Below are 22711 nucleotides of genomic sequence, written 5' to 3'. Positions count from 1 at the left end.
TGGGTGCCCTCTTCCTACATCTCCGCGCGGCCGTACGCCAGGTCAGGGTTTCGGGAGCAAGGTGACGACGTTCTTCGCGACGGTGACCGCCTTGCCGCACGGGTCGTCCGTGTCCGGTTTGGCGTCGTAGTTCTGGTAGCGCACCTGGGCCAGTTCGACGTCGTCGCCCTGCCACGGCCGGTGCTGCCACTCCACGTCGCACTGCGACGAGCCCGACGTGCCCTTCTTCTGGAAGCCGGTGATCCCGCCACCGAGGTCCACCTTGGAGTAACCGTCGCCCACGATCGGGGGCAGGCCCGGCAGGAACCCGACCGTCACCGTCGCGGAGGCGGCCTTGGCCTTCCAATCGCAGGCGTGCAGGCCCGAGGGCGCCGGCTTCGCGGACGGCGCGGCCGAGGCGACCACAGAGGACTCCGCCATCGCGCACGGGTCGGCGGTCAGCAGCGTGCCCGGCGGCGTGGAGTACTTCTCCGGCGAGCTGTGCAGCTTCTGCACGACGGCGTCCATCAGCGTCTGCCCGGGACGGCAGGGATCACCCGGGTAGGCGACCGTCAGGGTGATGGCCGTGTCCGGGTTCAGCGCCGTCATCGCCGCGACCGTGCAGTCCGAGTCGTCGGTCTTGTCGACGCGCAGCGGCAGCCCGCCGACCAGACCGGTCGTCTTGTCCGCGTGCGGCAGCAGGGTGTTGCCGATCTCGAAGTCGAGCCGGATCTCCTTGCCGCCGGGGTCCTTCACCTTGTTGGTGCAGCGGTCGTAGGCGATCGACGACGGCGTCGGGTCCTCCTCGACCGTGCCGAGGCCGAGCGCGCCGAGGGCGTCCTTGGTCAGGAACTGGCACGGCTTGATCGTGCGCAGGGCGCCGGTGGCCACCGCGGCGTCGGTGATCGGGCCGTCGGTGGCCGGGCCCGAGCCGGCCCCCGCGGGCACCGTCGTCCGCGCGAAGTTGGACCGGCCGAGGTCCTGCCCGCACGCGGTCAGCGTCAGCGTGAGGGCGGTGACCAGCAGGAACAACTTCGGGAGACGGCGGTGTCGAACATCAGGGAGCACGCGATGCACGGTAGCGGCAGCAGCGCGCCGCTGTCCGGACAACCCGGCTATTCGCCCGCCGCCGGGGTCGTGTCGGTGGTCTCTTCGGTCTCGGTCTCGGCCGGCACGACCAGCGGCCGGACCTGCGCCCAGGTGAAGAACAGCGCGGCGACCACCAGCATGCCGATGCCGGCCCACAGGTTGATGTTCACCCCGGCCGCCTTCTGCAGCTCGGCGTCGGACGTGAACCCGATGCCCAGCACCGTGAGGATGACGCCGTAGACGCCGATCAGCAGGGCGATGATCAGCCGGATGTCGAAAGCGCCCGCCTTCTTCGGCCGCGCGCCGGACTCGGTAGCCATAACGGGGACCTCCTAGAAGATGACGTTGAGGGCGATGGTCAGGATGAGCACGATGCCCGCGAGCAGGCCCGGCTTGCGGTACCAGCCCGCGTTCTCGCCGGTGTTGTCGTGCTGCCGCGTCGCCTTCGGCGTCAGCGAGTAGACGAGACCCACCAGCTCTTCGTCCGGCTTCGGCTTGGTCGCCAGCGAGACCACGACGCTCACCACGATGTCGACGACGAACGCGGTACCGGCGGCCACGAAGCTGGTGCCCTGGCCGCTCAGGCCGATCACCCCGGCCTGCGACAGGCCCCAGACGGTGATCGCGGACGCGGTGCCGAGCAGCAGGCCGCTCCAGCCGGCGTGCGGCGTCATCCGCTTCCAGAACATGCCCAGGATGAACGTCGCGAACAGCGGCGCGTTGAAGAACGAGAACAGGTCCTGCAGGTAGTCCAGGATGTTGCCGGAGTTCGAGGCGATGAACGCGGTGCCGATCGCGAGGACCGTGCCGACCGACGTGACGATGCGTCCGAGACGCAGGTAGTAGCCGTCCGGCTTGTCCTTCTTGACGTACGTCTGCCAGATGTCGTACGTGAAGACCGTGTTGAACGAGCTGAGGTTCGCGGCCATGCCGGCCATGAACGAGGCCAGCAGGCCGGCGATCGCGATGCCGAGCATGCCGTTGGGCAGCAGGTCGCGCATCAGCAGCAGGAGCGCGTTGTTGAAGGTGACGCCGCTTTCCGCGGTGCCGCCGTCGAGCAGGACCTGCTTGTCCTTGACGTACTCGGACACGGTGACCGCGGCGATCATGCCGGGGATGATCACGATGAACGGGACCAGCATCTTCGGGAACGCGCCGATGATCGGCGTGCGCCGCGCGGCGGACATGCTCTTCGACGCCATCGCGCGCTGCACCTCGACGAAGTTCGTCGTCCAGTAGCCGAACGAGAGCACGAAGCCCAGACCGAACACGATGCCGAGGATCGAGAGGATGTTGTTGCCGAAGCCCGTCAGGTTGTCACCGGGCCACGAGTGCAGCTGCGCGGTGCCGCCCGGGCTGCCGGTGACCTTGTCGACCAGGCCCTGCCAGCCGCCGACCTTCACCAGGCCGATGATCGTCAGCGGGACCAGCGCGATCACGATCACGAAGAACTGCAGGACCTCGTTGTAGATCGCGGCGGAGAGGCCGCCGAGCGCGGTGTAGGAGAGCACGATCACGGCGGCGATGATGATCGACACCCAGATCGGCCAGCCCAGCAGCAGGTTCACGACGCTGGCCAGCAGGAACAGGTTCGCGCCGGCGATCAGGATCTGAGCGGCGGCGAAGCTGATGCCGTTGAGCAGGTGGGCCGGCTTGCCGAAGCGGCGGCGCATGAACTCCGGGACGCTGCGGACCTTCGAGCCGTAGTAGAACGGCATCATCACGATGCCGAGGAACAGCATCGCCGGGATCGCGCCGATCCAGAAGTAGTGCACGGTCGGCAGGCCGTACTGGGCGCCGTTGGCCGACATGCCCATGACCTCGACCGCGCCGAGGTTCGCGGAGATGAACGCCAGGCCGGTCACCCAGGCGGGTAGCGAACGGCCCGACAGGAAGAAGTCGAGACTGCTCGACACCTGCCTCCGGGCCAGGTACCCGATGCCGAGCACCAGGACGAAGTAGAACGCCAGCTCGATGTAGTCGATCGCGTTGGCGTCGAGTCGCAGGTTCGCATCGGCGAGAAGCACCCGACCCACCTCCCGGCTGTACTTTCAAACTGGACAAGAACCGACAGGAATCACCACTGTCCTGTCGGATCCGGACAGTACTGCATGGTTTCCGGGTCGGCACGCTGAGCTGTCCATTGTGCACAGAGGGCGCGTTTCCCGGTCTCTGACCAGTGGAAACGCGCCCTCGACGCCGCGGGAGCGACTCAGTTGGGGATCATCGATCGGTCGGGACGGCGATCTCACCCTCCTCGTCGATCAGCCGGGCGAGCACGTCGTCGGGCAGGTAGGTGCGGTGCGGGTACTCCGGCCCCCACGAGTTGAGCAGCGGCACCGCGCCGAGCTCGTCGGCCCGCGGGTTGCCGAGGACGGCGTGCACGTCGTCGACCGACTTGGCCCAGCGGAAGGCCGCGATGCCCTGCTTGGCGTCGGGGACGTACTTCTCCCGCGCCTCCCAGTCGTCGTTCTTGTACGAGTCGTCCCAGAGGACGTGGCCGGCGTCCTTGAGCACCTCGGCGCCGGCGCGGACGGAGGTGCCGTTGTCGTCACCGGGGTTGGTCTCGGGCCATTCGTCGCCCTTCTTGGCCGCGTCCCAGAGCCAGCGGGCGGTGTACTCGCCGCCGTTGAACAGCGACATGCACCGCGACCAGCCGAAGCCGACGCAGGCGCCTTCCGCGCCCTGGTCGTAGAAGGCGTAGTTGGCGTCGGTGTCCGGGGTACCGCCCGGTTCGAGGCAGACGCAGTGCCCGCCGCGGATCCGGCCGAGCGCGTCGGCGCCCGCCTTCGCGATGAAGAACTCGCCGGACTTCTCGTCCTGCTCCGGCGTGTCGAAAGCGGAGTACCAGTTGACCCCGATGACGACGGGCGACCGCGTCGGCCGGTCGTCGTCGGCGAGCGCCGACAACGGATACCGTTCGACGTGCTCCCAGTCGTCCGGAATGAACCGGCCCAGCCGCGGGTCGAGCGGATCGGAACCGAGCGGGCGATAACGCATGACTTCCTCCTCCGTGCAGGCGAAACGCGCGCACATCGACCGGAGGACATGCGCACACCGAGCTCAAAGGCGGAAACAAACGTTGGCACGACGAAGAAAGACGGCCGAGCGCACCACCCTCCGGCCACACCGGACGTACCGGCGGAACCCCTCGAATCGAGTATCCCACGAGCCGGACTCAATGGATCCGCACCTCACCCGAACAGCGCATTAAGATAAGACGGATGAAATGATCGGCCCACCGCAACGCGCGCTATCCGGTCAACAATTCCCCGGCCGGAGTAATGGCCACCGAATCAGATACACGAATACGGCATCGATTCGGCATCACCGTGACAGCGGCGACGGGTGAAGCGACTCAGGTGCGTCTTCCCGCCACCGGACCGCCCGGAGGAAACGTCCCTTCACGGCCTGTCCGCTCACGTGGAAACCCGGTACGGGCGCAACGACCGGGTGACCGTCCCGCGTGTGCTGTTCCTCGGTGTGCTCGCGCCGGCCGCGAGTTCGCCGATCTGCTGAACGAACAAGTCGCCACCGGCCCTCAGCCTGCAAGGGCGAAGAACAACCGGCACTCGAACGGCTCGACGTGAACTGTGGTGAAGGTGGCTCAGGAAGTCATCCGGCGGAAGCGCGGCACCGGACCGTCCGGCGTCTCGACCGTCTCGGTGAACATCGCTTCCGGGCGCACCCACAGGCCCCGCTCGCCGTAGAGCGCGCGGTACACGACCAGTTGTTCCTCGGTCTCGCTGTGCGACGCGACGCCGAGCACCTCGTACTCGTGGCCCTTGTAGTGGACGTAGCGGCCGGGCTGCACCACTCAGAACAGCCGGAACTCGTCGGACTCGATGCCGCGCAGCTCGTCGTAGTCCAGGGTCAGGCAGCGGATCCCGCGGTCCTCCGCCAGCGTGCGCGCCTGCGGCTTGATGATCTGGGCCGCGAACACGCCCTGCACCGGGGCCAGCAGCGGGTCGCGGTTCAGCAGCTCCAGGTAGCGCGTCAGCTGCTCGACGCCGTCGATCTCGCCGCGGCGCTTGATCTCCACCGCCACCGACTTGCCGTCGGCGTCGCGGGCCATGATGTCGACCGGGCCGATCGGCGTGGGGAATTCGCGGCGGACCAGGGTGTAGCCGTCGCCGAGGGTCTTGATGTGCTCGGCCAGCAGGGCCTGCAGGTGCGCCTCGACGCCGTCCTTCTGCAGGCCCGGCTCCGCGCCCAGCGCCTGGGAGTAGTCGTGGAAGATCTCCTCGATCGAGATCACCAGCTTCTCGCCCTGCTTGTTCTCGACGATCCAGATCTTGCCGTCCTCGATCAGCCAGCAGGGCGGGCTCATCCAGTTCAACGGCTTGTACGCGCGGTCGTCGGAGTGGACCGACACCGAGCCGTCGGACTTCACGAGCAGCAGCCGGGTAGCCATCGGCAGGTGGGCGGTCAGCCGGCCGGCGTAGTCGACCTGGCACCGCGCGATCACGAGACGCACCCGAGGAGGGTAGGACAGGTCCGGGATACTGGTCTGGTGGACCCCATTCAGCGTGTCGCGTCCCGCGAGGTGTACCGGAACAATTGGATGACCGTCCGGGAGGACGAAATCCGCCGTCTCGACGGCTCGGCCGGCATCTACGGCGTGATCGACAAACCGGCGTACGCGCTCGTCATCGCCCAGGACGGCGACCGGTTCCGGCTGGTCGAGCAGTTCCGCTACCCGCTCGGCGAACGCCGCTGGGAGTTCCCGCAGGGCACCGCGCCCGACCTGGCCGACGTGCCGCCCGGCGAGCTCGCGGCCCGCGAGCTGCGCGAGGAGACCGGGCTGCGCGCCGGCACGATGGTGACGCTCGGCCGGCTCGACGTCGCGGCCGGGATGAGCAGCCAGCGCGGCTGGGTGTTCCTCGCCACCGAGCTCACCGAGGGCGAGCCCGAGCGCGAGATCGAGGAGCAGGACATGCGCAGCGCCTGGTTCACCCGCGCCGACGTCGAGAAGATGATCCTCACCGGCGAGATGACCGACGCGCAGTCGCTGGCCGCATGGACCCAGCTCATGCTGGCCGAGCGGTACCCGATCAGGTGACTCTCGCCGGGAAGCCGTGATCAGTCGGGCCAGGAGGGCTTGCGCTTCTCCAGGAACGCGGCCATGCCTTCGCGGGCGCCGGGCAGCTGCGACGCCGAGGCCATCACCTCCAGCGCGATCGCGTACGCGTCGGCCTCGGGCCGGTCCAGCTGGGCGTACAGCGTCACCTTGCCCATCGCCTTGCTCGCCCGGCTGCCCCGCGTCGCCCGCGCGAGCAGCTCCGCGACGGCGTCGTCGAGCTGCTCGTCCGGCACGACGCGGTTGACCAGGCCCCAGTCGAGCGCGGTCGGCGCGTCGACGACGTCGCCGGTCAGCGCCAGCTCCATCAGGCGCTTGCGGCCGATCGAGCGCGCCACCGGGACCGCCGGCGTGTGGCAGAACCAGCCGCCCTTGCCGCCCGGGAGCGCGAAACCCGCCGACTCGGCGGCGATGGCGAGGTCGCACGAGGCCACCAGCTGGCAGCCCGCGGCGGTGGCCAGGCCGTGCACCCGCGCGATGACGACCTGCGGCACCGACTGCATCGTGCGCATCAGGTCCGTGCACAGCGTCAGCAGCTCGCGCACGCCCATCAGGTCGCGCGCGGCGACGTCGCCGAAGTCGTGGCCGGCGGAGAACACCGGGCCGGCGCCGGCCAGCACGATGCCCGTCGCGTCGGACGTCCCGGCGTCGCGGAACGCGGCCAGCAGCTCGGCGAGGTGGTCCGCGGACAGCGAGTTGCGCCGTGCCGCGCGGTTCATGGTGATCGTGACGGTGTCGCCGTCGCGCTTGACCAGGATGTGCTCGTACTCGGTCATGCCCCGACGGTAACCCGTCGGAACGTGCGCCGGTAACTGTCCGGGCCGACGCCGACCTCGGCGCGCATCCGGCGCCGCAGGTTCGCCGCGGTGCCCAGGCCGGAGCGTTGCGCGACCCGTTCGACCGGCAGCTCGGTCGTCTCCAGCAATCGCTGCGCGTACCGGACGCGCTGGACGCGCAGCCAGCGTCCCGGCGTCACGCCGGTGGCCGCGGCGAACTCCCGGTGGAACGTCCGCTCGCTCATCCGCGCGTGCCCGACCAGGTCCTCGACGCCGATGTCGTCGCCGATCCGGGCCAGCGCCCAGTCCATTGTGGACGCCATGCCCGGCTGGGCGGTCGCCGGCGGCAGCGGGTTGTCGACGTACTGGCGCTGCCCGCCTTCGCGCGCCGGCGGCATCACCAGCCGGCGCGCGAGCGCGGCGGCGACGTCCGCGCCGTGGTCCCGGCGGACCAGGTAGAGGCAGAGGTCGAGGCCGCCGACGACGCCCGCCGAGGTCAGGACGCCGCCGTCGTCGGTGTAGAGCACGTCGCGCCGCAGGTCGGCGCGCGGCGCGGCGACGGTCAGGGCGTCGAAGTCGCGCCAGTGCGTGGTCGCCGCGCGGCCGTCGAGCAGGCCGGCGGCGGCCAGCGTGAACGCGCCCGAGCACAGCGCCGCCACCGTCGTCCCCGCGCGGTGCGCCCGCCGCAGGGCCGCGCCGGCGGCAGAAGGCACCGGAGCGAGCGGGTCGTCGCGGCCCGGCGCCAGCACGAGGTCGCAGCCGTCGAGCCCGGCCAGGCCGTGCGTGGCCGCGACGTCGCCGAACGGCGAGACGGCCGTGCGGACCCGGCCCGGGCTGCACAGCCGCAGGGTGAACGGGCCGATCCCGCTGTCGGTGCGGTCCTGGCCCCAGACCTCGCCGATCACCGCGAGGTCGAACATCCGGGTGCCGGGCAGGAGCAGGACGCCGATCGTGCGCATGGCAGAAAAGTACCGCATCGCGCGTCTTCTGCCACTCCCCCGGGCGGCACGGAACGGCGAAACTCGACGTCATGACCGAAACGGCACTCATCCTGATCGACGTCCAGCGCGGGTTCGACGAGCCCGTCTGGGGACCGCGCAACAACCCCGGCGCCGAAGCGAACATCAAGGCCCTGCTCGACGCGTGGCAGGAGCGGCGGCTGCCGGTCGTGCTGGTGCACCACGACTCGACGGGACCGAAGTCGTCGTTGCGGCCCGGCCAGCCGGGCAACGACTTCAAGCCCGAACTCGACGGCGCGCGCCCCGACCTGGTGTTCGGCAAGCGGGTCAACTCGGCGTTCATCGGCGACGTCGACCTCGACGCGTGGCTGCGCAAGCGCGGCATCACGAGCTTCGTGCTCGCCGGCATCCAGACGAACTTCTGCTGCGAGACCACCGCGCGGATGGGCGGAAACCTCGGCTACGACGTGACTTTCGCGCTCGACGCCACGTTCACGTTCGACCTGCCGGGCGTGGACGGCGACGTCGTCACCGCCGACGAGCTGTACCGCGTCACGGCGGCGAACCTGCACAACCAGTTCGCCACCGTCAAGTCCACGAAGGACATCCTGGCGGGCCTCAGCTGAGGCCGTGGCGCTCCCGGATGAGCGAGACGATGCCGTCCATGATGTCGGTCAGCTCGTAGTCCTTGGGCGTGAACACCCGTGCGATGCCGCGTTCGGTGAGCAACGCGGCGTCGTCGGGCGGGATGATCCCGCCGACGATCACCGGCACGTCACCCGCGCCAGCGGCCCGCAGGCCGTCGACGACGTGCGGCACGACCTCGAGGTGCGAGCCGGACAGCACCGACAGCCCGACGACGTGCACGCCTTCCTGCACGGCGGCCGCGGTGATCTGCTCGGGCGTCAGCCGGATGCCCTGGTAGACGACCTCGAAGCCGACGTCGCGGGCGCGGACGGCGACCTGCTCGGCGCCGTTGGAGTGCCCGTCGAGCCCCGGCTTGCCGACCAGGATCCGCAGCCGCTCGCCCAGTTCCGCCTCGGTGGCGCGGACGCGGGCGCGCACCCGCTCGATCCCCGGGTCGCCGCCGCCCGCGGCGGTCGCGGAAACCCCGGTGGGCGCCCGGTATTCGCCGAACACCTCGCGCAGGGCGCCGGACCACTCGCCGGTGGTCACGCCGGCCCGCGCACAGTCCACAGTGGCCTCGAAGAGGTTCGCGGACGTCCGCGCGGTCTCCTTCAGCGTGGCCAGCGACCGCTCGACGGCGTCGCTGTCCCGCCGGCCGCGCCACTCCTCGAGCGCCGCGACGGCGTCCTTCTCGACGGCCGGATCGATCGTCTCGATCGCCTTCGCGCCCTCAGCCTGCAGCGGCGACGGCTCGGTCGTCGCGAACTTGTTGACCCCGACCAGCACCCGCTCGCCGTTCTCCATCCCGCGGCGGTACTCGGCCAGCGACCCGACCAGCTGCGACTTCATGTAACCGCTCTCGACCGCGGCGACCGCGCCGCCGACGTCCTGGACGCGGGCGATCTCCTCGCGCGCGCCGGCCATGATCTCGTCGACCTTGGCCTGGATGACGTGCGAGCCGTCGAAGATGTCCTCGTACTCCAGCAAGTCCGTCTCGAAGGCGAGCACCTGCTGCATCCGCAGCGCCCACTGCTGGTCCCACGGCCGGGGCAGGCCGAGCGCCTCGTTCCACGCCGGCAGCTGGATCGCGCGGGCCCGCGCGCCGCGGGAGAGCGACACCGCGAGCATCTCCAGCACGATCCGCTGGACGTTGTTCTCAGGCTGGGCCTCAGTGAGCCCGAGTGAGTTGACCTGGACGCCGTAACGCAACCGGCGTGCCTTCGGATCCGTTACGCCGTAACGATCCCGCGTGATCTCGTCCCAGAGCGCGGTGAACGCGCGCATCTTGGACATCTCCTCGACGAACCGGACGCCGGCGTTGACGAAGAACGAGATCCGCGCGACGACCTTGCCCATGTCGGCCGGGTCGACCTGCCCGGAGTCGCGGACGGCGTCGAGCACGGCGATCGCGGTGCACAGCGCGTAGGCGACCTCCTGCGTCGGCGTCGCGCCGGCTTCCTGCAGGTGGTAGCTGCAGATGTTGATCGGGTTCCACTTCGGCACGTGGTGCACGGTCCACGCGATCATGTCGGTGATCAGCCGCAGGCTCGGGCCCGGCGGGAAGATGTAGGTCCCGCGGGACAGGTACTCCTTGATGATGTCGTTCTGCGTGGTGCCGGTGAGCTTCGCGAGCACCTCGTCGACGTCCCGGCCCTCGGTTTCGGCCTGCTCGCGCGCCACGGAGACGTACAGCGCGAGCAGCCACATGGCCGGCGCGTTGATGGTCATCGACGTGTTGGCCTCGGCGAGCGGGATGCCGTCGAAGAGCCGCCGCATGTCGCCGATGTGCGACACGGGCACGCCGACCTTGCCGACCTCACCGCGGCTGAGCTGGTGGTCCGGGTCGTAGCCGGTCTGGGTCGGCAGGTCGAAGGCGACGGAGAGCCCGGTCTGCCCCTTGGCGAGGTTGCGCCGGTAGAGCTCGTTCGACGCGGCCGCGGAGGAGTGCCCCGCGTACGTGCGCATCACCCACGGGCGATCCCGCTCGTGGTCGGATGGGTACGGCACTGTGCACCTCCGGCGCTGGTCGACCCACAGAGTGTACCGGCCGGTAACTTATGCGGCGGAGTGGAATCGGACACGTCCGGGTGACGGCCGCGCTCAGCCGGCGGCCCACGGCCGGGCCTGGGCCTGCGCGATCAGGTCCCGGACGTACTCGGCGTCGGACAGGCCGACCAGCCGTACGGACCGAGCCAGGAACGCCCCCGGGTTCGCGGCCCCGGTCAACGACCCCAGCAGGCCGTCGGTGCTCCCGAAGGTGACGGCGCCGGCGCGCCCGGCCCGCACCACCGGCGGCGGCAACGCGCCCAGGTACGCCGAGGCGCGGATCCTGCCCGAGACGCGATCGGCCACCACGACCCGCCGGTCGGTCACGGCGTACACCGCGCGGCGCAGAGCCCGTTGCCGGATGACGATCGGGCCCCAGGCGACCGCGAGCCCGAACGCGGCGAAGATCGGCGAGACGATCAAGAACCGCGCGTGCCCGAACAGCGGGATCCCCAGTGTCAGAAACCCCCAGACCAGACCGAAGACCAGCCGGTACCAGTCTTGGCCGTCGAACGCGACGCGCCGCGGCCCGCCCGACCACAGCAGGCGTTCTCCCGGCATCAGCACGTTCATCGGCAGGTCCACCGTGGCCTCCACTCCCCCGTAAGCAGTGGGAACACGCACGCGTGGACCGGGTGGTTGCCTGTTCGGGTCAGAAGAGCGAGTCACCCGGTTCGCCGGCCGCCTGCTTGCGCCGGGCCTCGCCGATCGCCTCGACGAACAGGGCGCGTACTCGCTCCGGTTCGGCGATGCCCGTCAGCACGATCGGGAGGGGCACGGCCTTGATCCGGTGGGCGCCGTAGCGCGCCGCGGCCACGAGACGCGGGTCGGCCGGGCCGAAGGTGATCGTCCCCGCGCCGCCGCGCTCCGGCACGACGACCGGCACGTCCAGCTCGGTGAGGGGCTGGGTCCGCGTGCGCCGCCACACGGCACCGGCGTCGACGACCAGCCGGCGGTCGGTGAGCACGTAGGTCAGGCGCCTGAGCTGCACGGCCCGCAAGCCGAAGTGGAAGAGCAGCAAACCACCGCAGCCGATCATCGCCAGGAGCGCGTGTGGTCTTTCGGCGGCGGCCTGGTCCGCCGCGAAGTACCCCACGACCGCGAGCACCACGGCCCCGACGAGCACGGCGTTGTGGTCGTGGCGGTTCAAGAGCGGCCGGTGGACCGGCTTTCCCGTCCACAGCACCTGTTCACCCGTGTAGGCCTGCACACCTGAGGCACGCTCCGGCGGGTGTCCGGGTTGCCCGTCAGGCGGCCGAACTGTCCGGTTCCGGCGGGGCCTGGCGGCTCTTCGCCTCGTCGATGGCCTTGGTCAGCAGGTCGCGGACGCGCTTGGGTTCGCCGACGCCCATCAGCGTCACCGAGCCGGGCTCGGGGAAGGCGAAGGTGCCCGTGCTCGACCGACCGGGCTTGAGGACCGGCGCCGACAGGCCGGCCAGTTCGCTGGAGCGTTCCTTCTGCCGGAACAGGCCCGAGCGCGCGATGATCCGGCTGTCCGTCACGGCATACGTCGTCCGGCCGAGTGCGAGGTAGCGGACGGCGGACCGGCCGACCGCGCCGTACAAGCCGGCCACCAGCACGACCAGCCCGGCGAGCATGCCCGCGCCTTCGGGTCGCTGCGTGAGGAGGAACCACAGCGCGGCCGCGGTGACGACGAGCCCGGCGGGGGCGATCACCCCGTCCGCGGCGACGTAGAACGGGCGCTGGACCGGCTCGCCCGCCCAGAGCACGCGCTCACCGGGTAGAAGATCGATTTCCCCTGCTGACATGGCCGAACACTACTCTGCCGGGGTGTCCGGCGCCGCATGCCGAGCGCGCTGTACGTGCGCGAACACCCTCTGTGCGTGGTCGATCTCGCGGAGCCTGAGATCGGGTTCGGCGTAGCGGTCGATGTGGACGACCCGGTGCCGGCGCCGACCTTCGGCGCCGGCGAAGGTGATCGTGCCGGCGAACTTGCCCTCTTCGTCGCTGTGGACGACGATCCGTTGATCGGTCGCGAAGTTACTCGACCAGATCGGCGTGCCGCCGCCGCGAGTATTCGGACCAGCCACCCGACACGAGGCCGAACACGGCCAGCACGGCGGCGAACGTCGTCTGGCCGAGGCTCACGAACGACGACCGCGGCGACCCAGCCAGCACCGCCTTGTTCCGCTCTTCGGGCGGTTCGGGTCGCGGCGAACACTGCCACAGCAGGTTTTCGCCGGCTTGAAGCCTCAGTTCCCCCCGGTACATACGGACAAACTACGCGCCGGACGCTGTGACGGAAATCCGCGAGACCGGACCGAGATCCGTCGGTTAGCGTGGGTAGCCGTGACGTGGAGTGTGTACGGGAGTTACCTGCTCATCGTGGTCCTGATCGTGCTCGCGCCGGGGCCGGACACGATGGTGATGCTGAAGAACGCGCTGTCCGGCGGCTTCCGGGGCGGGCTGCTCGCGTCGCTCGGGATCCTCACCGGGAACGTCGTGCAAGGCAGCGCCGCCGCGCTCGGGCTCGGCGTGCTCATCGCGAAGTCGCAGCCGGTGTTCCTCGCCCTCAAGTGGGTCGGCGCGGCCTACCTCGTCTTCCTCGGCTTCCAGGCGTTGCGCGGCGCGTTCCGCGGGCACTACGACGTCGTCGAGCAGACGCAGCAACGCCGTCGCGGCGGGGGTTTCCGCCGGTTCCGCGAGGGGTTGCTCTCCAACGTCACCAACCCGAAGGTGCTGGTGCTGTACCTGTCGGTGCTGCCGCAGTTCCTCGACCCCGGGCACACGACGACGTGGGACGCGCTCGCGCTGGCCTACACCACCGCCGTGATCGGCGGGCTGTGGTTGCTGGTGCTGCTGGTGTTCGTGCACCGCGTGCGCGCGTGGCTGGGCCGTCGCCGGGTCCGCCGGACGCTCGACGGCGTCACCGGCACCGCGCTGGTCGGGTTCGGCGCCGCCCTCGCCCTGGAGTCCTGATGACGTGGAGCACCTACGCCGGGTTCGCGGCGATGATGGCGTTGCTGGCAATGATGCCGGGCCCGGACACCATGGTGGTGCTGAAGAACGCGCTCACCGGCGGCGCGCGCGGCGGCGGCTGGGCGTGCGGCGGCATCAGCGTCGCGAACTTCCTGCAGGGCACGGCGGCCGCGCTCGGGCTGGGCGCGGTGATCACCCGCTACCAGCCGGTGTTCGTGACGGTGAAGTGGCTCGGCGCGGCCTACCTGGTGTACCTGGGCGTCCAGGCCCTGCGCGGCGCCTGGCGCGGAGACTACGAAGCGCTCGACGACGTCCGCCGGGCGCGCGCGTCCCGCGCCCGGCGGTTCCGCGAAGGGTTCCTCTCCAACATCACCAACCCCAAGGTGATCGTGCTGTACCTATCGGTGCTGCCGCAGTTCCTGACCCCGGGCGTGACGGACCAGGGCGACGCGCTGCTGCTGGCGTACACGGTCGCCGCCCTGGGCGTGGTGTGGCAGGTGCTGCTGCTCTTGTTCGTGCACCGGGTGCGCGGCTGGTTGCAGCAGCGGAAGGTGCGCCGCGCCATGGACGGCGTCACCGGAACGGCACTGCTCGGCTTCGGCGCGGCGCTGGCCCTCGAAGGCTGACGTCGCCCGCTCCCGGGGGCGAGTTTGCCTACCCCCAGGGCGATGCTTTCGTCGCCTGCTCCTCCCCGGGCGACGCTTCCGTCGCCTGCCCCTGGGGCGACGCTTTCGCCGCCCGCTCCCGGGCTGACGCGACCTCGCCTGCCCCTGGGCGAGGCTTTCGTCGCCCCGGGGCAAGGCTTTCCGAGACCCCGTTCCGGCCACCGCGCGAGCCGGGTCCAAGCCTTGTCCACAGGCCTCGCCCGATGTGGACAACTCCGCGCGAAAACCGCTTCACGGCCGGTCCGGTCGGTCCCCGCCGATAGACTGGACTTGGGCACGCCCCCCTGGAGGAGGGTGGGGGCGGGCCTGGGGGCCGTGGCTCGAAGGGCGTCGTGACAGCCGCGGCCGGCGGGACCGCATTCCGGGATCCGGCGACAACCGCCGCCGTGCGTCCTAGCCTCGGTGGCATGACCTGGGGAACCTACGGCACCTACCTGCTCTTCGTCCTTCTCGTGCTCGTCGTGCCCGGGCCGGATACCGCGCTGGTACTCAAGAACTCGCTCGCCGGCGGGCGGCGGGGCGGGGTGCTGACCGCGCTCGGCATCGGGTCCGGGAACCTCGCGCAAGGTCTGGCCGCCGCGCTCGGGTTGAGTGCCGTGATCGTCCGGTCCGAACCCGTTTTCGAAGCTCTGCGCTGGGCCGGTGCCGGCTACCTCGGTTATCTCGGCGTCAAAGCGCTCGTCGCCGCGTGGCGGGGGGACTACCGGGCTCTCGCCGCCGGCGCGCCCCGCGGTGGGCGGCGGTGGCGTGAGGGCTTTCTCTGCAACCTCACCAACCCGAAGGTCCTTGTCTTCTACCTCTCGATGCTGCCGCAGTTCCTCACGCCGGACTCGACCGTCGCCGAAGCGCTAGTGCTCGCCGGGACCGTCGGGGTGCTCGCGACGCTGTGGCAGCTCGTCATCGTCGCCGGGGTGCACCGGATTCGCGCGTGGCTGCTGCGGCGCCGGGTCCGCCGCACCCTCGACGGTGTCACCGGCGCCGCGCTGCTCGGTTTCGGGGCCGCGCTCGCCGTCGAAAGCTAGAGCGTGCGGTCCAGCCAGTCGTAGACGCGGCCGGTCGCGAGCCGCTGGGCGCCGACGTGGCAGTGGGCGTCCGCGCCTTCCTCCGCCGTGAACGTCAGCAACGTCTTCGGCGCCGTCACGTGGTCGTACAGCCGGCGCGGCTCGGATTCCGTCTCACCGGCGAAGAACAGGTCGTCCGCCGCTTCGCAGATCAGCGTCGGGCACGTGATCTTCTCCGCGATGCCGCCTTCGAGCGTGTACTCGAGGTACTTCGCGACGAACTCTCGGTCCGTCGCCGCGCCCAGGACGTACCGGCCGTGGTCGCACGCCCAGCGCAGGGTCGAGCTGGCCTGCCGGCCGGCGGCGAGCAGCGCGTCGAACTCCTCGTCGTGCTCGGCGTTCGCGCGGCGGACGATCTCGTCGCGGTCCCACGGCAGCATCGACGTCACCGCGGAGCCCGCGTCGTAGACGCCGTCGACCGCGATCACCGCCGCCAGCCGCGGCTCGAACGCCGCCGCGCGCGGCGCGAGCTCGCCGCCCAGACTGACGCCCAGCAACGCGATCCGCGCCGGGTCGACGCCGTCGAGGCCGAGCACGAAGTCCACCACCGGCGTGACGACGTGCTCCCAGTCCGGCCGGAACACGAGCTTGTCGCGGTGCATCGCGCTCGGCTGGCCGGGGCCGTCGAAGGTCAGGACGTGGTAGCCGCGCTCGGCGCCGGACGCCGCGCCGAAGAAGTGGAGTTCCTCGGCGCTGCCGTCGAAACCGCTGTGCATCACCAAGACCGGCTTCGGCCCGGCGCCGGGCGCGCGGTAGAAGTAGCCCTGCAACACCGTGCCTTCGTACGGGATTTCGACCGGCTCGGCGACGCCCGCGCGCCGGAAGCACTCGACGCTGCGGTCGTACGCCGCCGCGATCCGCGGGTCCGCCGGGTCGCCGTGCAGGAAGAAGTCCGCCGAGAAGTAGTACGTCGACGCGCGCAGCAGCAGGTCCCGCGCGGTGACCGGGCTCGCGTCGGCCGCTTCGGCGTACAGCCGGTCGGCCAGGGCGCGGTAGGCGTCGTGCCAGCTGTCGTAGTCCCCCGGCGTCACGGTCGACGCCGCCGCGAGCACCTCGCCGAAGTCCGAACCGCCGTAGGCCGCGTGGCCGAACAGGCGCAGGGTCTCGAACCAGAACTGCGGGTCCTCGGTGAACATGAGCTGCTTCATCGGATTTCCTCCATCACAAAGGTGCGGAACGAACGAGCGGGCCGGCCGGTGACCTCTTCGACGGCCGGGGTGACGCGGTCTTCGGTGCCGCGGCGGATGTCCTCGTCGAGCGCGGCGAGAACGGCGGCGAACTCGGCGGGAATCCCGGACGCGGTAACCAAAGCGGCGAACTCGGCGGTGCTCACCGCGCGATGCCGCACCGGACGTCCGGTGTGCGCGGCGACGATCTCGGCGGCTTCGGCGTAGCTCACCGCCGAAGGGCCGGTGAGCACGTGTTCGGTGTTGTGCGGTTCGGCGTCGGTCAGCGCGCGGACGGCGACCGCCGCGATGTCGCCGGCGTCGACGAACGCCACCCGGCCGTCCCCGGTGGCGGTGACGATCTCGCCGTCCCGCACGCCCTGGGCGACCAGGTGCTCGCCGGTGAAGTTCTGCATGAACCACGACGGCTTCAGCACGGTCCATTCCGGCGCGGTGCGCACCAGGCGCTGCAGCTCGCCGAGCCCGGGCGAGTCCGCGGTGACGGCCGATGAGCTGAGCAGCACGACCCGCCGGACGCCGGCGTCGAGCGCGTCCGCCAGGAACGGCTCGACGAGCCGCGCGGGCTCGGCCTCGCCGATCGGGGCGAGCAGGTACACGGCGGAAACGTCGTGCAGCGCGGCCACCTGCGAGCCGCGGTCGGTCCAGTCGAAGCGCACCTGACCGGGCTCGCGCACCTGGCGCGTGGCGGCCCGCGCTGTGACGCCGAGGGCGCGCAGGCCCGCGACGACCCGGCCGCCGGTGGTGCCGGTGCCGCCGAGGACCAGGACGTCAGCCACGGTCGCTCCCGGCGAACGCCGCCGTCAGCTCGTCGACGCCGCCCATCAGCTCGGCCGCGGCGAGCGGGCTCCAGTAGTCGCGGTAGCGCCGGATCTCGCCGTCTTCGACCGTCAGCACGGCGATGTAGGACAGCTCGTACGGCTTCTGCGACGCGACGACGACACCGGCCGCGGTCATCTCCACGACCACCACGCCCGGGTCGGCGGTCTCGTGCACGGTCTTCGCCGTGATCGCCCGGACGTCGAGCAGGTCCGGGTAGCCGCGCAGATAGTCGGCGATGGCGTCACGGCCCTCGACGCGGGCCGGGTAGCCCGCCGCGGCGAACGGGAACTCGAGGACGCCGTCCTCGGCCCACAGCCCGGCGAACCCGGCCATGTCGTGCTTCACCAGCAGGTCGAGCGCGTGCTCGACGAGTTCGCTCGGTCGCACGGATGCCTCCTTCAGCGTTTGGACGAGACGGTACCGTCCCGACGTCACTGTAGACGGGACGGTACCGTTCCGTCCACCCGCTAGACTGTGCGGCATGGCACGCACCCCGACCGGCGCCGCGGTCCTCCAGCCCGAAGTCACGCAGGCCATCACGGACGCGGTGCTGCACGAGCTCGCCGAGCAGGGCTACGGGCGGCTGTCGATGGAAGCGGTGGCGAAACGGGCCGGCGTCGGCAAGAGCGCGCTGTACCGGCGGTGGACGTCGAAGCACGAGATGATCACCGCGGTCGTCGCGGAGTTCAGCGTGTCGCGCGCGGTGCTCGAAGACACCGGCTCACTGCGCGGCGACCTGCGCGTGACGCTGCAGGCGATGATCGATTGGCTCACGCACCCGGTGTTCTCGCGGATCCTGCCGGACCTCGTCGCCGAGGGCGCGCGAAACCCCGAGATGGCCGAAAGCGCGCGCGCCAGCATCGGCGGCCCGCGCCGCGACCGCGCGGAGGTGATGCTGCGCCGCGCGATGGACCGCGGCGAGCTGCCGGCGGACCTCGACGTCGAGATGGCGATGGACGTCCTGGGCGCGCCGATCTACTGGCGCATGGTGGTCCGCCGGGCCCCGGTGGAGCCGGACTACCTGGACCGGCTGGTGGAGTACGTCCTGCGCGCGCTGGGCGCGCAGGACGTGTGACGGCTCAGGTGCGGTCGGGCTCGCCGCTGACGCGCTCGATGCGCGCGCCCAGGCGGTTCAGGTTCTCGACGAAGTGCGGGTAGCCGCGGTCGATGTGGAAGACGTCCCAGACCTCGGTGACGCCGTCCGCGCACAGCCCGGCCAGCACCAGCCCGGCGCCCGCGCGGATGTCCGACGCCCAGACCGGCGCGCTGGAGAGCCGTTCGACGCCGCGGACCACCGCGTGGTGGCCGTCCGTGCGGGTGTCGCCGGAGAGCCGGATCATCTCCTCGATGAACCGGAACCGGGCCTCGTAGACGTTCTCCGTGATCATCGACGTGCCCTCGGACACCGCCGACAGCGCGACCGCGAACGGCTGCAGGTCGGTCGCGAAGCCGGGGTACGGCAGCGTCACCCAGTCGACCGCCTGCGGGCGCTCGGCCTGCACGATGCGGAAGCCCTTGTCGCCGAACGTGGTGACCTCGGCGCCGGCCAGCTGGAGCTTGTCCAGCACCAGGTCGAGGTGGTGCGGGTTGACCCCGCGCACGGTCAGGTCGCCGCGGGTCATCGACGCGGCGAACGCCCAGGTGGCGCCCACGATCCGGTCGCCGATCACGCTGTGCTCGGTGGGGTGCAGCTGCTCCACGCCGTGCACGGTCAGCGTCGACGTCCCGGCGCCTTCGACCTTCGCGCCCATCTCCACGAGCATCGTGCAGATGTCGACGATCTCGGGCTCGCGCGCGCAGTTGTCGATCACCGTGGTGCCCTCGGCGAGGACGGCGGCCATCAGGATGTTCTCGGTCGCGCCGACGCTCGGGAAGTCCAGCCAGATCTGCGCGCCGACCAGCGTCTCGGCCCTCGCGACGACGCAGCCGTGCTCGATGGTGCTCGTCGCGCCCAGCTTGCGCAGTCCGTTCTGGTGCATGTCCAGCGGCCGCGAGCCGATCGCGTCACCGCCCGGCAGCGCCACGACGGCCTGCTTCAGCCGGCCGACCAGCGGTCCCAGCACGCAGACGGACGCGCGCAGCTTGCCCATGGCCGCCGAGTCGGCGCGGTAGGACAGCTCGGCCGGCGTGGTGATGGTGGCCGTGTCGCCTTCGATGACGACCTCGCAGCCGACGCTCCGCAGCACGTCGCCCATCAGCGGGACGTCGAGGATCTGCGGGCAGTTCGTGATGGTCGTGGTGCCCTCCGCGAGGAGGGCCGCGGCCATCAGCTTCAGCACGCTGTTCTTGGCCCCGACCACGTCGACCTCGCCGACCAGCCGGGCTCCGCCATGCACGTCGAAGTGCTCGCTCATGGCCGCCAATCATGCCCTCTCGCCCGGATTCGACCCGGGCGGGGGCCGCTATGGTGGCTTCATGGTCGTTCGCATCAACCGCGTGTACACCAAGGTCGGCGACAACGGCACGACGGCGCTCGGCGACGGGTCGCGCGTGCCCAAGACATCGTCCCGGCTGGGCGCCTACGCCGACACCGACGAGGCGAACTCCGTCATCGGGCTGGCCGTCGCGATGGGCGCGCTGCCGGCCGAGATCACGGACGTCCTGCGCGTGCTGCAGAACGACCTCTTCGACGTCGGCGCCGACCTGTGCCTGCCGATCCAGGACGACCCGCCCTACCCGCCGCTGCGCATCACCGAGAAGTACCTCGAACGGCTCGAAGGCTGGTGCGACGACTTCAACGACCGCCTGCCCAAGCTGACGTCGTTCATCCTGCCGGGCGGCACTCCGGGCGCGGCGTTCCTGCACCAGGCGCGCACGGTGTCACGCCGCGCGGAGCGCTCGGCGTGGGAGCTGTACGAGGCCGAGCCGGAGACGACGAACCCGATCGCGGTGAAGTACCTGAACCGGCTGTCGGACCTGCTGTTCATCCTCGCCCGGCTGGCCAACCCCGAGGGTGACGTGCTGTGGCAGCCGGGCGGGCAGCCCTCCTAGATCCCCCAGCTCTCCCGCAGGGACCCGAGGGCCTGGTGGAAGCCGGGGAACGTCTTCTTCACGCACTCCGGGTCGTCCAGCGTGATGCCGTCGACCAGCAGGCCGGTGATGCTGAACGCCATCGCGATCCGGTGGTCGCGGCGGCACTTGACCAGGGCACCGGCGGGCACGCCCGGCTGGATCTCGATCCAGTCGCGGCCCGTTTCCACGGAGACGCCCATTGCGCGCAGGTTCTCCTCGCACGCGTCCAGGCGGTCGCACTCCTTGATGCGCGTGTTGTAGACGTCCTCGATGCGCACCGGGCCGCTCGCGAACGGCGCGATCGCCGCCAGCGTCGGGACCGTGTCGGAGATGTCGCGCATGTTCACCGTGACGCCGCGCAGGCCGTCCGAGGGGCCCGCGACCGTCACCGAGTCCTCTTCGAGCTGCACGTGGGCGCCCATCCGCTCGAGGACGTCCACGAACCGGACGTCGCCCTGCAGCGCCGTCGAACCCAGGCCGGGGATGGTCACCGTGCGGCCGGTGACCGCCGCCGCGGCCAGGAAGTAGCTGGCCGTCGACGCGTCGGGCTCCACCGGGTAGTCGCACGCCTGGTACGGCTGCGGCGGGACGACGAACGTCTTGCCCTCGCGGCGGACGTCGACGCCGAAGCGCCGCATCATCTCCAGCGTGATCTCGACGTACGGCACCGACACGAGGTCGGTCACCGTTATCCGCAGCCCCTCCGCGGTCAGCGGCCCGAGCAGCAGCAACGCCGTCAGGAACTGCGACGACAGGCCCGCGTCCAGGGTCAGGTCTCCGCCCTTGACGCCGTTCGCGCGGACGGTCAGCGGGTGGTGGCCCGGCTCGCCCTCGAAGGTCAGGTCGACGCCCAGCTCCTGCAGCGCGTCGGTGAGCGGGCCCAGCGGACGCCGGCGCATCTGGTCGGACGCGTCGAAGTGGAACGTGCCGGTGCCGGCCGCGGCCAGCGCGGGCAGAAAGCGGGCCGTGGTGGCGCCGTCGCGGCAGAAGACGTCGGCGGACGCCACGCCCGGCCCCGACGGCCGGCCCTCGATCGTCCAGGCGTCCGGCCGCCGGTCGACCTGGTAACCGAGCTTCACGAGCCCCTCGGCGAAGCCCTCGGTGTCGTCCGAGTGCAGCGGACGGCCGAGCACGGTGGTGCCGCGCGCGGCGGCGGCCAGGAACAGGCCTCGGGCGGTGACGGACTTGGAGCCGGGGATGTCGACGAGGGTCACGAACCCCAGTTTAGTGGGGGGCGATCTCGGCCATCGGGCCCCAGTCGGAGGCGTCCTGGACGTTGATGATCTGCGGGTTGTCCGAGATGTAGGCACCCAGGTTCTCGGTGGCCCACTTGAAGTGGTCGGAGCCGACGTGCGCGACGGCGGCGTCCTGGCCTTCGAAGCCCTCGACCAGCACGTACGTGTTCTTGTCTTCGAGACTGCGGGACCACTCGAAGAAGCGGTTGCCCGCTTCGGCGCGGGTGTTCTTGGTGTAGTCCGCCACGATGTCCGGCCAGGCTTCGGCGTGCTCCGGTTTGACCGGGAACTTGACCACGATGAAGATCATGCGCTCAACCGTAGGCCAAAACGGCGGCCCTGACTGTCTCGGTTTGAGACAAGGGTAGGTCAGGACGCGCGCGGGAGTCGTCGTCCGGGCGGGGCCGACTCGAGCCAGGAGAGAAACCCGGTGAGCGCGCCCGGCCCCATGGCGATCTCGATCGCTTCCTGGGTCTCGGACTCGCAGCGCAGCACGATGGCGCCTTCGGGAACCGCGTAGGCCTCGCTGCCGGAGGGGTCACGGCGGTCGGCGATCTGCATGCTCGCGCGCTGGAAGACGCGGTCCGGGCCGCTGCGCAGGCTCCACACCCGGTACCAGACGAACTCGTCACCCTCGTAGCGGCCGAGCCCCAGGTGCCAGCTGGCCCGCGCGCTGTCCGGACGCCACCGCAGCGCGACGCTCACGCCCCCACCGCGGCGCATCCGGATCCACCGCTGGCCGTACCAGCCGACCAGCACCACGAGCACGATCAGGAGCCCGACTACCACCACGGTGATCTGCACGGCCCGGCTCCTGCCCGTCGCTCGCTCAGACCGACTGACCTGCCGCGCGGAGCTGGGCCGAGGCCCTGGTCCGCTCGGTCTCGTCGTCGGCGGTCAAGGCCGCCTTCGCCGCGTCGACGTCGATTTCGTCGGAAAGCTCGGCACTTTCGGCGAGGATGCTCACCCCGGTGCCGGTGACCGACAGGAAACCGCCGTGCACGGCCGCGCAGACCGTTTCGCCGTCGGTGGTCGTCACCTTGACCACGCCACCCTCGACGAGCTGCCCGAGCACGGGCTCGTGACCGGCCATGATGCCGATCTCGCCCTCGGTGGTCTGGGCCACCACGAAAGTGGCGGTACCCGACCAGAGACGGCGCTCGACGGCCACCAGCTCCACGGACATCTCAGCCACGTAGCACTCCTTCGCTCGGGGTGTTGCCACCGAGTGTAATA

Annotated in this window: 29 protein-coding genes; 7 read left to right on the top strand and 22 right to left on the bottom strand. The window is 70.8% G+C overall.

Annotation, left to right across the window (positions count from 1 at the left end; all coding sequences use genetic code 11):
* Positions 1-42: 42 nt before the first annotated feature.
* The 6 genes from OG570_RS19720 to nucS form a co-directional block, all read right to left on the bottom strand.
* On the bottom strand, positions 43-1047 hold the full coding sequence (locus OG570_RS19720) for a DUF3558 domain-containing protein (RefSeq protein WP_326958225.1): 1005 nt from the start codon (positions 1045-1047) through the stop codon (positions 43-45).
* 47 nt (positions 1048-1094) lie between these two features.
* Positions 1095-1388, bottom strand: coding sequence for a hypothetical protein (locus tag OG570_RS19715; RefSeq protein WP_326944111.1), 294 nt, complete (start codon positions 1386-1388; stop codon positions 1095-1097).
* Between the two features lie 12 nt (positions 1389-1400).
* Positions 1401-3095 (bottom strand): sodium:solute symporter family protein, encoded by a 1695-nt coding sequence (locus OG570_RS19710; RefSeq protein ID WP_326944112.1) that lies wholly within the window; start codon positions 3093-3095, stop codon positions 1401-1403.
* A 196-nt stretch (positions 3096-3291) separates the two neighbouring features.
* Positions 3292-4068, bottom strand: coding sequence for a hypothetical protein (locus tag OG570_RS19705; protein ID WP_326944113.1), 777 nt, complete (start codon positions 4066-4068; stop codon positions 3292-3294).
* A gap of 607 nt (positions 4069-4675) precedes the next feature.
* Entirely contained in the window at positions 4676-4885 is a 210-nt protein-coding gene (locus OG570_RS19700; RefSeq protein WP_326944115.1) for a DUF1653 domain-containing protein, read from the bottom strand.
* The gene (gene nucS, locus OG570_RS19695; RefSeq protein WP_247057078.1) at positions 4886-5545 is read right to left on the bottom strand and encodes an endonuclease NucS; all 660 of its coding nucleotides are present in this window, start codon (positions 5543-5545) and stop codon (positions 4886-4888) included.
* Between the two features lie 36 nt (positions 5546-5581).
* Between nucS and OG570_RS19690 the strand changes: the two genes are divergently transcribed.
* Entirely contained in the window at positions 5582-6130 is a 549-nt protein-coding gene (locus OG570_RS19690; protein WP_326958223.1) for an NUDIX hydrolase, read from the top strand.
* A gap of 20 nt (positions 6131-6150) precedes the next feature.
* Here OG570_RS19690 and OG570_RS19685 read toward each other — a convergent pair whose 3' ends face one another.
* Both OG570_RS19685 and OG570_RS19680 read right to left on the bottom strand, forming a co-directional pair.
* Complete coding sequence (locus OG570_RS19685; RefSeq protein ID WP_326958220.1) at positions 6151-6924, bottom strand: enoyl-CoA hydratase-related protein; 774 nt, start codon at positions 6922-6924, stop codon at positions 6151-6153.
* Positions 6921-7883, bottom strand: coding sequence for a GlxA family transcriptional regulator (locus OG570_RS19680; RefSeq protein WP_326958218.1), 963 nt, complete (start codon positions 7881-7883; stop codon positions 6921-6923). Before OG570_RS19680 ends, OG570_RS19685 begins: the two co-directional genes overlap by 4 nt.
* A gap of 71 nt (positions 7884-7954) precedes the next feature.
* Between OG570_RS19680 and OG570_RS19675 the strand changes: the two genes are divergently transcribed.
* Positions 7955-8509, top strand: coding sequence for a cysteine hydrolase family protein (locus tag OG570_RS19675; protein ID WP_326944118.1), 555 nt, complete (start codon positions 7955-7957; stop codon positions 8507-8509).
* On the opposite strand, the gene OG570_RS19670 is transcribed toward OG570_RS19675, so the two are convergent.
* From OG570_RS19670 to OG570_RS19645, 6 genes are all read right to left on the bottom strand, one after another.
* Entirely contained in the window at positions 8502-10517 is a 2016-nt protein-coding gene (locus tag OG570_RS19670) for a protein meaA (RefSeq protein WP_326958216.1), read from the bottom strand. The genes OG570_RS19675 and OG570_RS19670 overlap by 8 nt on opposite strands.
* 93 nt (positions 10518-10610) lie before the next feature.
* Positions 10611-11141: a hypothetical protein gene (locus tag OG570_RS19665; RefSeq protein WP_326958214.1), complete on the bottom strand. Its 531-nt coding sequence runs from the start codon at positions 11139-11141 to the stop codon at positions 10611-10613.
* 67 nt (positions 11142-11208) lie between these two features.
* Entirely contained in the window at positions 11209-11742 is a 534-nt protein-coding gene (locus tag OG570_RS19660; RefSeq protein WP_326958213.1) for a PH domain-containing protein, read from the bottom strand.
* A gap of 61 nt (positions 11743-11803) precedes the next feature.
* Complete coding sequence (locus OG570_RS19655) at positions 11804-12286, bottom strand: PH domain-containing protein (RefSeq protein WP_326944122.1); 483 nt, start codon at positions 12284-12286, stop codon at positions 11804-11806.
* Between the two features lie 48 nt (positions 12287-12334).
* Positions 12335-12607, bottom strand: a complete 273-nt coding sequence (locus OG570_RS19650; RefSeq protein WP_326958211.1) for a hypothetical protein — start codon at positions 12605-12607, stop codon at positions 12335-12337.
* A complete protein-coding gene (locus OG570_RS19645; RefSeq protein WP_326958209.1) occupies positions 12558-12788 on the bottom strand; it encodes a hypothetical protein in 231 nt (76 codons plus the stop codon). The genes OG570_RS19650 and OG570_RS19645 overlap by 50 nt, the downstream gene beginning before the upstream one ends.
* Before the next feature lie 78 nt (positions 12789-12866).
* On the opposite strand from OG570_RS19645, the gene OG570_RS19640 reads away from it, so the two are divergent.
* From OG570_RS19640 to OG570_RS19630, 3 genes are all read left to right on the top strand, one after another.
* On the top strand, positions 12867-13496 hold the full coding sequence (locus OG570_RS19640) for a LysE family translocator (protein WP_326958207.1): 630 nt from the start codon (positions 12867-12869) through the stop codon (positions 13494-13496).
* A complete protein-coding gene (locus tag OG570_RS19635; RefSeq protein ID WP_247057088.1) occupies positions 13496-14122 on the top strand; it encodes a LysE family translocator in 627 nt (208 codons plus the stop codon). Before OG570_RS19640 ends, OG570_RS19635 begins: the two co-directional genes overlap by 1 nt.
* Positions 14123-14568: 446 nt before the next feature.
* On the top strand, positions 14569-15183 hold the full coding sequence (locus tag OG570_RS19630; RefSeq protein ID WP_326958204.1) for a LysE family translocator: 615 nt from the start codon (positions 14569-14571) through the stop codon (positions 15181-15183).
* On the opposite strand, the gene OG570_RS19625 is transcribed toward OG570_RS19630, so the two are convergent.
* From OG570_RS19625 to OG570_RS19615, 3 genes are read right to left on the bottom strand one after another with little or no spacing between them, the layout of a single operon-like run.
* Positions 15180-16370: an alpha/beta hydrolase family protein gene (locus OG570_RS19625; RefSeq protein ID WP_326958202.1), complete on the bottom strand. Its 1191-nt coding sequence runs from the start codon at positions 16368-16370 to the stop codon at positions 15180-15182. The genes OG570_RS19630 and OG570_RS19625 overlap by 4 nt on opposite strands.
* Complete coding sequence (locus OG570_RS19620; protein WP_326944127.1) at positions 16367-17185, bottom strand: NmrA family NAD(P)-binding protein; 819 nt, start codon at positions 17183-17185, stop codon at positions 16367-16369. Before OG570_RS19620 ends, OG570_RS19625 begins: the two co-directional genes overlap by 4 nt.
* Positions 17178-17615: a nuclear transport factor 2 family protein gene (locus OG570_RS19615; protein WP_326958200.1), complete on the bottom strand. Its 438-nt coding sequence runs from the start codon at positions 17613-17615 to the stop codon at positions 17178-17180. The genes OG570_RS19620 and OG570_RS19615 overlap by 8 nt, the downstream gene beginning before the upstream one ends.
* A 94-nt stretch (positions 17616-17709) precedes the next feature.
* On the opposite strand from OG570_RS19615, the gene OG570_RS19610 reads away from it, so the two are divergent.
* Entirely contained in the window at positions 17710-18303 is a 594-nt protein-coding gene (locus OG570_RS19610) for a TetR/AcrR family transcriptional regulator (RefSeq protein WP_326958198.1), read from the top strand.
* A 4-nt stretch (positions 18304-18307) separates the two neighbouring features.
* On the opposite strand, the gene murA is transcribed toward OG570_RS19610, so the two are convergent.
* Positions 18308-19582, bottom strand: coding sequence for a UDP-N-acetylglucosamine 1-carboxyvinyltransferase (murA, locus tag OG570_RS19605; protein ID WP_326958196.1), 1275 nt, complete (start codon positions 19580-19582; stop codon positions 18308-18310).
* 61 nt (positions 19583-19643) lie between these two features.
* Between murA and OG570_RS19600 the strand changes: the two genes are divergently transcribed.
* Positions 19644-20219, top strand: coding sequence for a cob(I)yrinic acid a,c-diamide adenosyltransferase (locus OG570_RS19600; RefSeq protein WP_326958195.1), 576 nt, complete (start codon positions 19644-19646; stop codon positions 20217-20219).
* Here OG570_RS19600 and aroA read toward each other — a convergent pair.
* From aroA to OG570_RS19580, 4 genes are read right to left on the bottom strand one after another with little or no spacing between them, the layout of a single operon-like run.
* Entirely contained in the window at positions 20216-21454 is a 1239-nt protein-coding gene (gene aroA / locus OG570_RS19595; protein ID WP_326958193.1) for a 3-phosphoshikimate 1-carboxyvinyltransferase, read from the bottom strand. The two genes, OG570_RS19600 and aroA, sit on opposite strands and share 4 nt — an antisense overlap.
* 10 nt (positions 21455-21464) lie before the next feature.
* A complete protein-coding gene (locus tag OG570_RS19590) occupies positions 21465-21785 on the bottom strand; it encodes a putative quinol monooxygenase (protein WP_326944133.1) in 321 nt (106 codons plus the stop codon).
* 59 nt (positions 21786-21844) lie between these two features.
* Complete coding sequence (locus OG570_RS19585) at positions 21845-22279, bottom strand: DUF2550 domain-containing protein (protein WP_247057104.1); 435 nt, start codon at positions 22277-22279, stop codon at positions 21845-21847.
* A 25-nt stretch (positions 22280-22304) separates the two neighbouring features.
* Positions 22305-22670 carry a F0F1 ATP synthase subunit epsilon gene (locus OG570_RS19580; RefSeq protein ID WP_247057106.1) on the bottom strand — a complete coding sequence of 122 codons (366 nt, stop codon included), beginning with the start codon at positions 22668-22670 and terminating at the stop codon, positions 22305-22307.
* Positions 22671-22711 lie beyond the last annotated feature (41 nt).

This window comes from Amycolatopsis sp. NBC_01286 (assembly GCF_035982555.1).
Lineage (GTDB): Bacteria > Actinomycetota > Actinomycetes > Mycobacteriales > Pseudonocardiaceae > Amycolatopsis.
The sequence above is the reverse complement of the archived record's forward strand: the minus strand, read 5'-3'. Positions and strand labels throughout refer to the sequence as shown.

Coding starts and splice junctions, on each gene's coding strand:
- OG570_RS19715 (WP_326944111.1), bottom strand. CDS start 1,388: ATGGCTACCGAGTCCGGCGCGCGGCCGAAGAAGGCGGGCGCTTTCGAC.
- OG570_RS19705 (WP_326944113.1), bottom strand. CDS start 4,068: ATGCGTTATCGCCCGCTCGGTTCCGATCCGCTCGACCCGCGGCTGGGC.
- OG570_RS19685 (WP_326958220.1), bottom strand. CDS start 6,924: ATGACCGAGTACGAGCACATCCTGGTCAAGCGCGACGGCGACACCGTC.
- OG570_RS19680 (WP_326958218.1), bottom strand. CDS start 7,883: ATGCGCACGATCGGCGTCCTGCTCCTGCCCGGCACCCGGATGTTCGAC.
- OG570_RS19675 (WP_326944118.1), top strand. CDS start 7,955: ATGACCGAAACGGCACTCATCCTGATCGACGTCCAGCGCGGGTTCGAC.
- OG570_RS19645 (WP_326958209.1), bottom strand. CDS start 12,788: ATGTACCGGGGGGAACTGAGGCTTCAAGCCGGCGAAAACCTGCTGTGG.
- OG570_RS19635 (WP_247057088.1), top strand. CDS start 13,496: ATGACGTGGAGCACCTACGCCGGGTTCGCGGCGATGATGGCGTTGCTG.
- OG570_RS19630 (WP_326958204.1), top strand. CDS start 14,569: ATGACCTGGGGAACCTACGGCACCTACCTGCTCTTCGTCCTTCTCGTG.
- OG570_RS19625 (WP_326958202.1), bottom strand. CDS start 16,370: ATGAAGCAGCTCATGTTCACCGAGGACCCGCAGTTCTGGTTCGAGACC.
- OG570_RS19610 (WP_326958198.1), top strand. CDS start 17,710: ATGGCACGCACCCCGACCGGCGCCGCGGTCCTCCAGCCCGAAGTCACG.
- murA (WP_326958196.1), bottom strand. CDS start 19,582: ATGAGCGAGCACTTCGACGTGCATGGCGGAGCCCGGCTGGTCGGCGAG.
- OG570_RS19600 (WP_326958195.1), top strand. CDS start 19,644: ATGGTCGTTCGCATCAACCGCGTGTACACCAAGGTCGGCGACAACGGC.
- OG570_RS19590 (WP_326944133.1), bottom strand. CDS start 21,785: ATGATCTTCATCGTGGTCAAGTTCCCGGTCAAACCGGAGCACGCCGAA.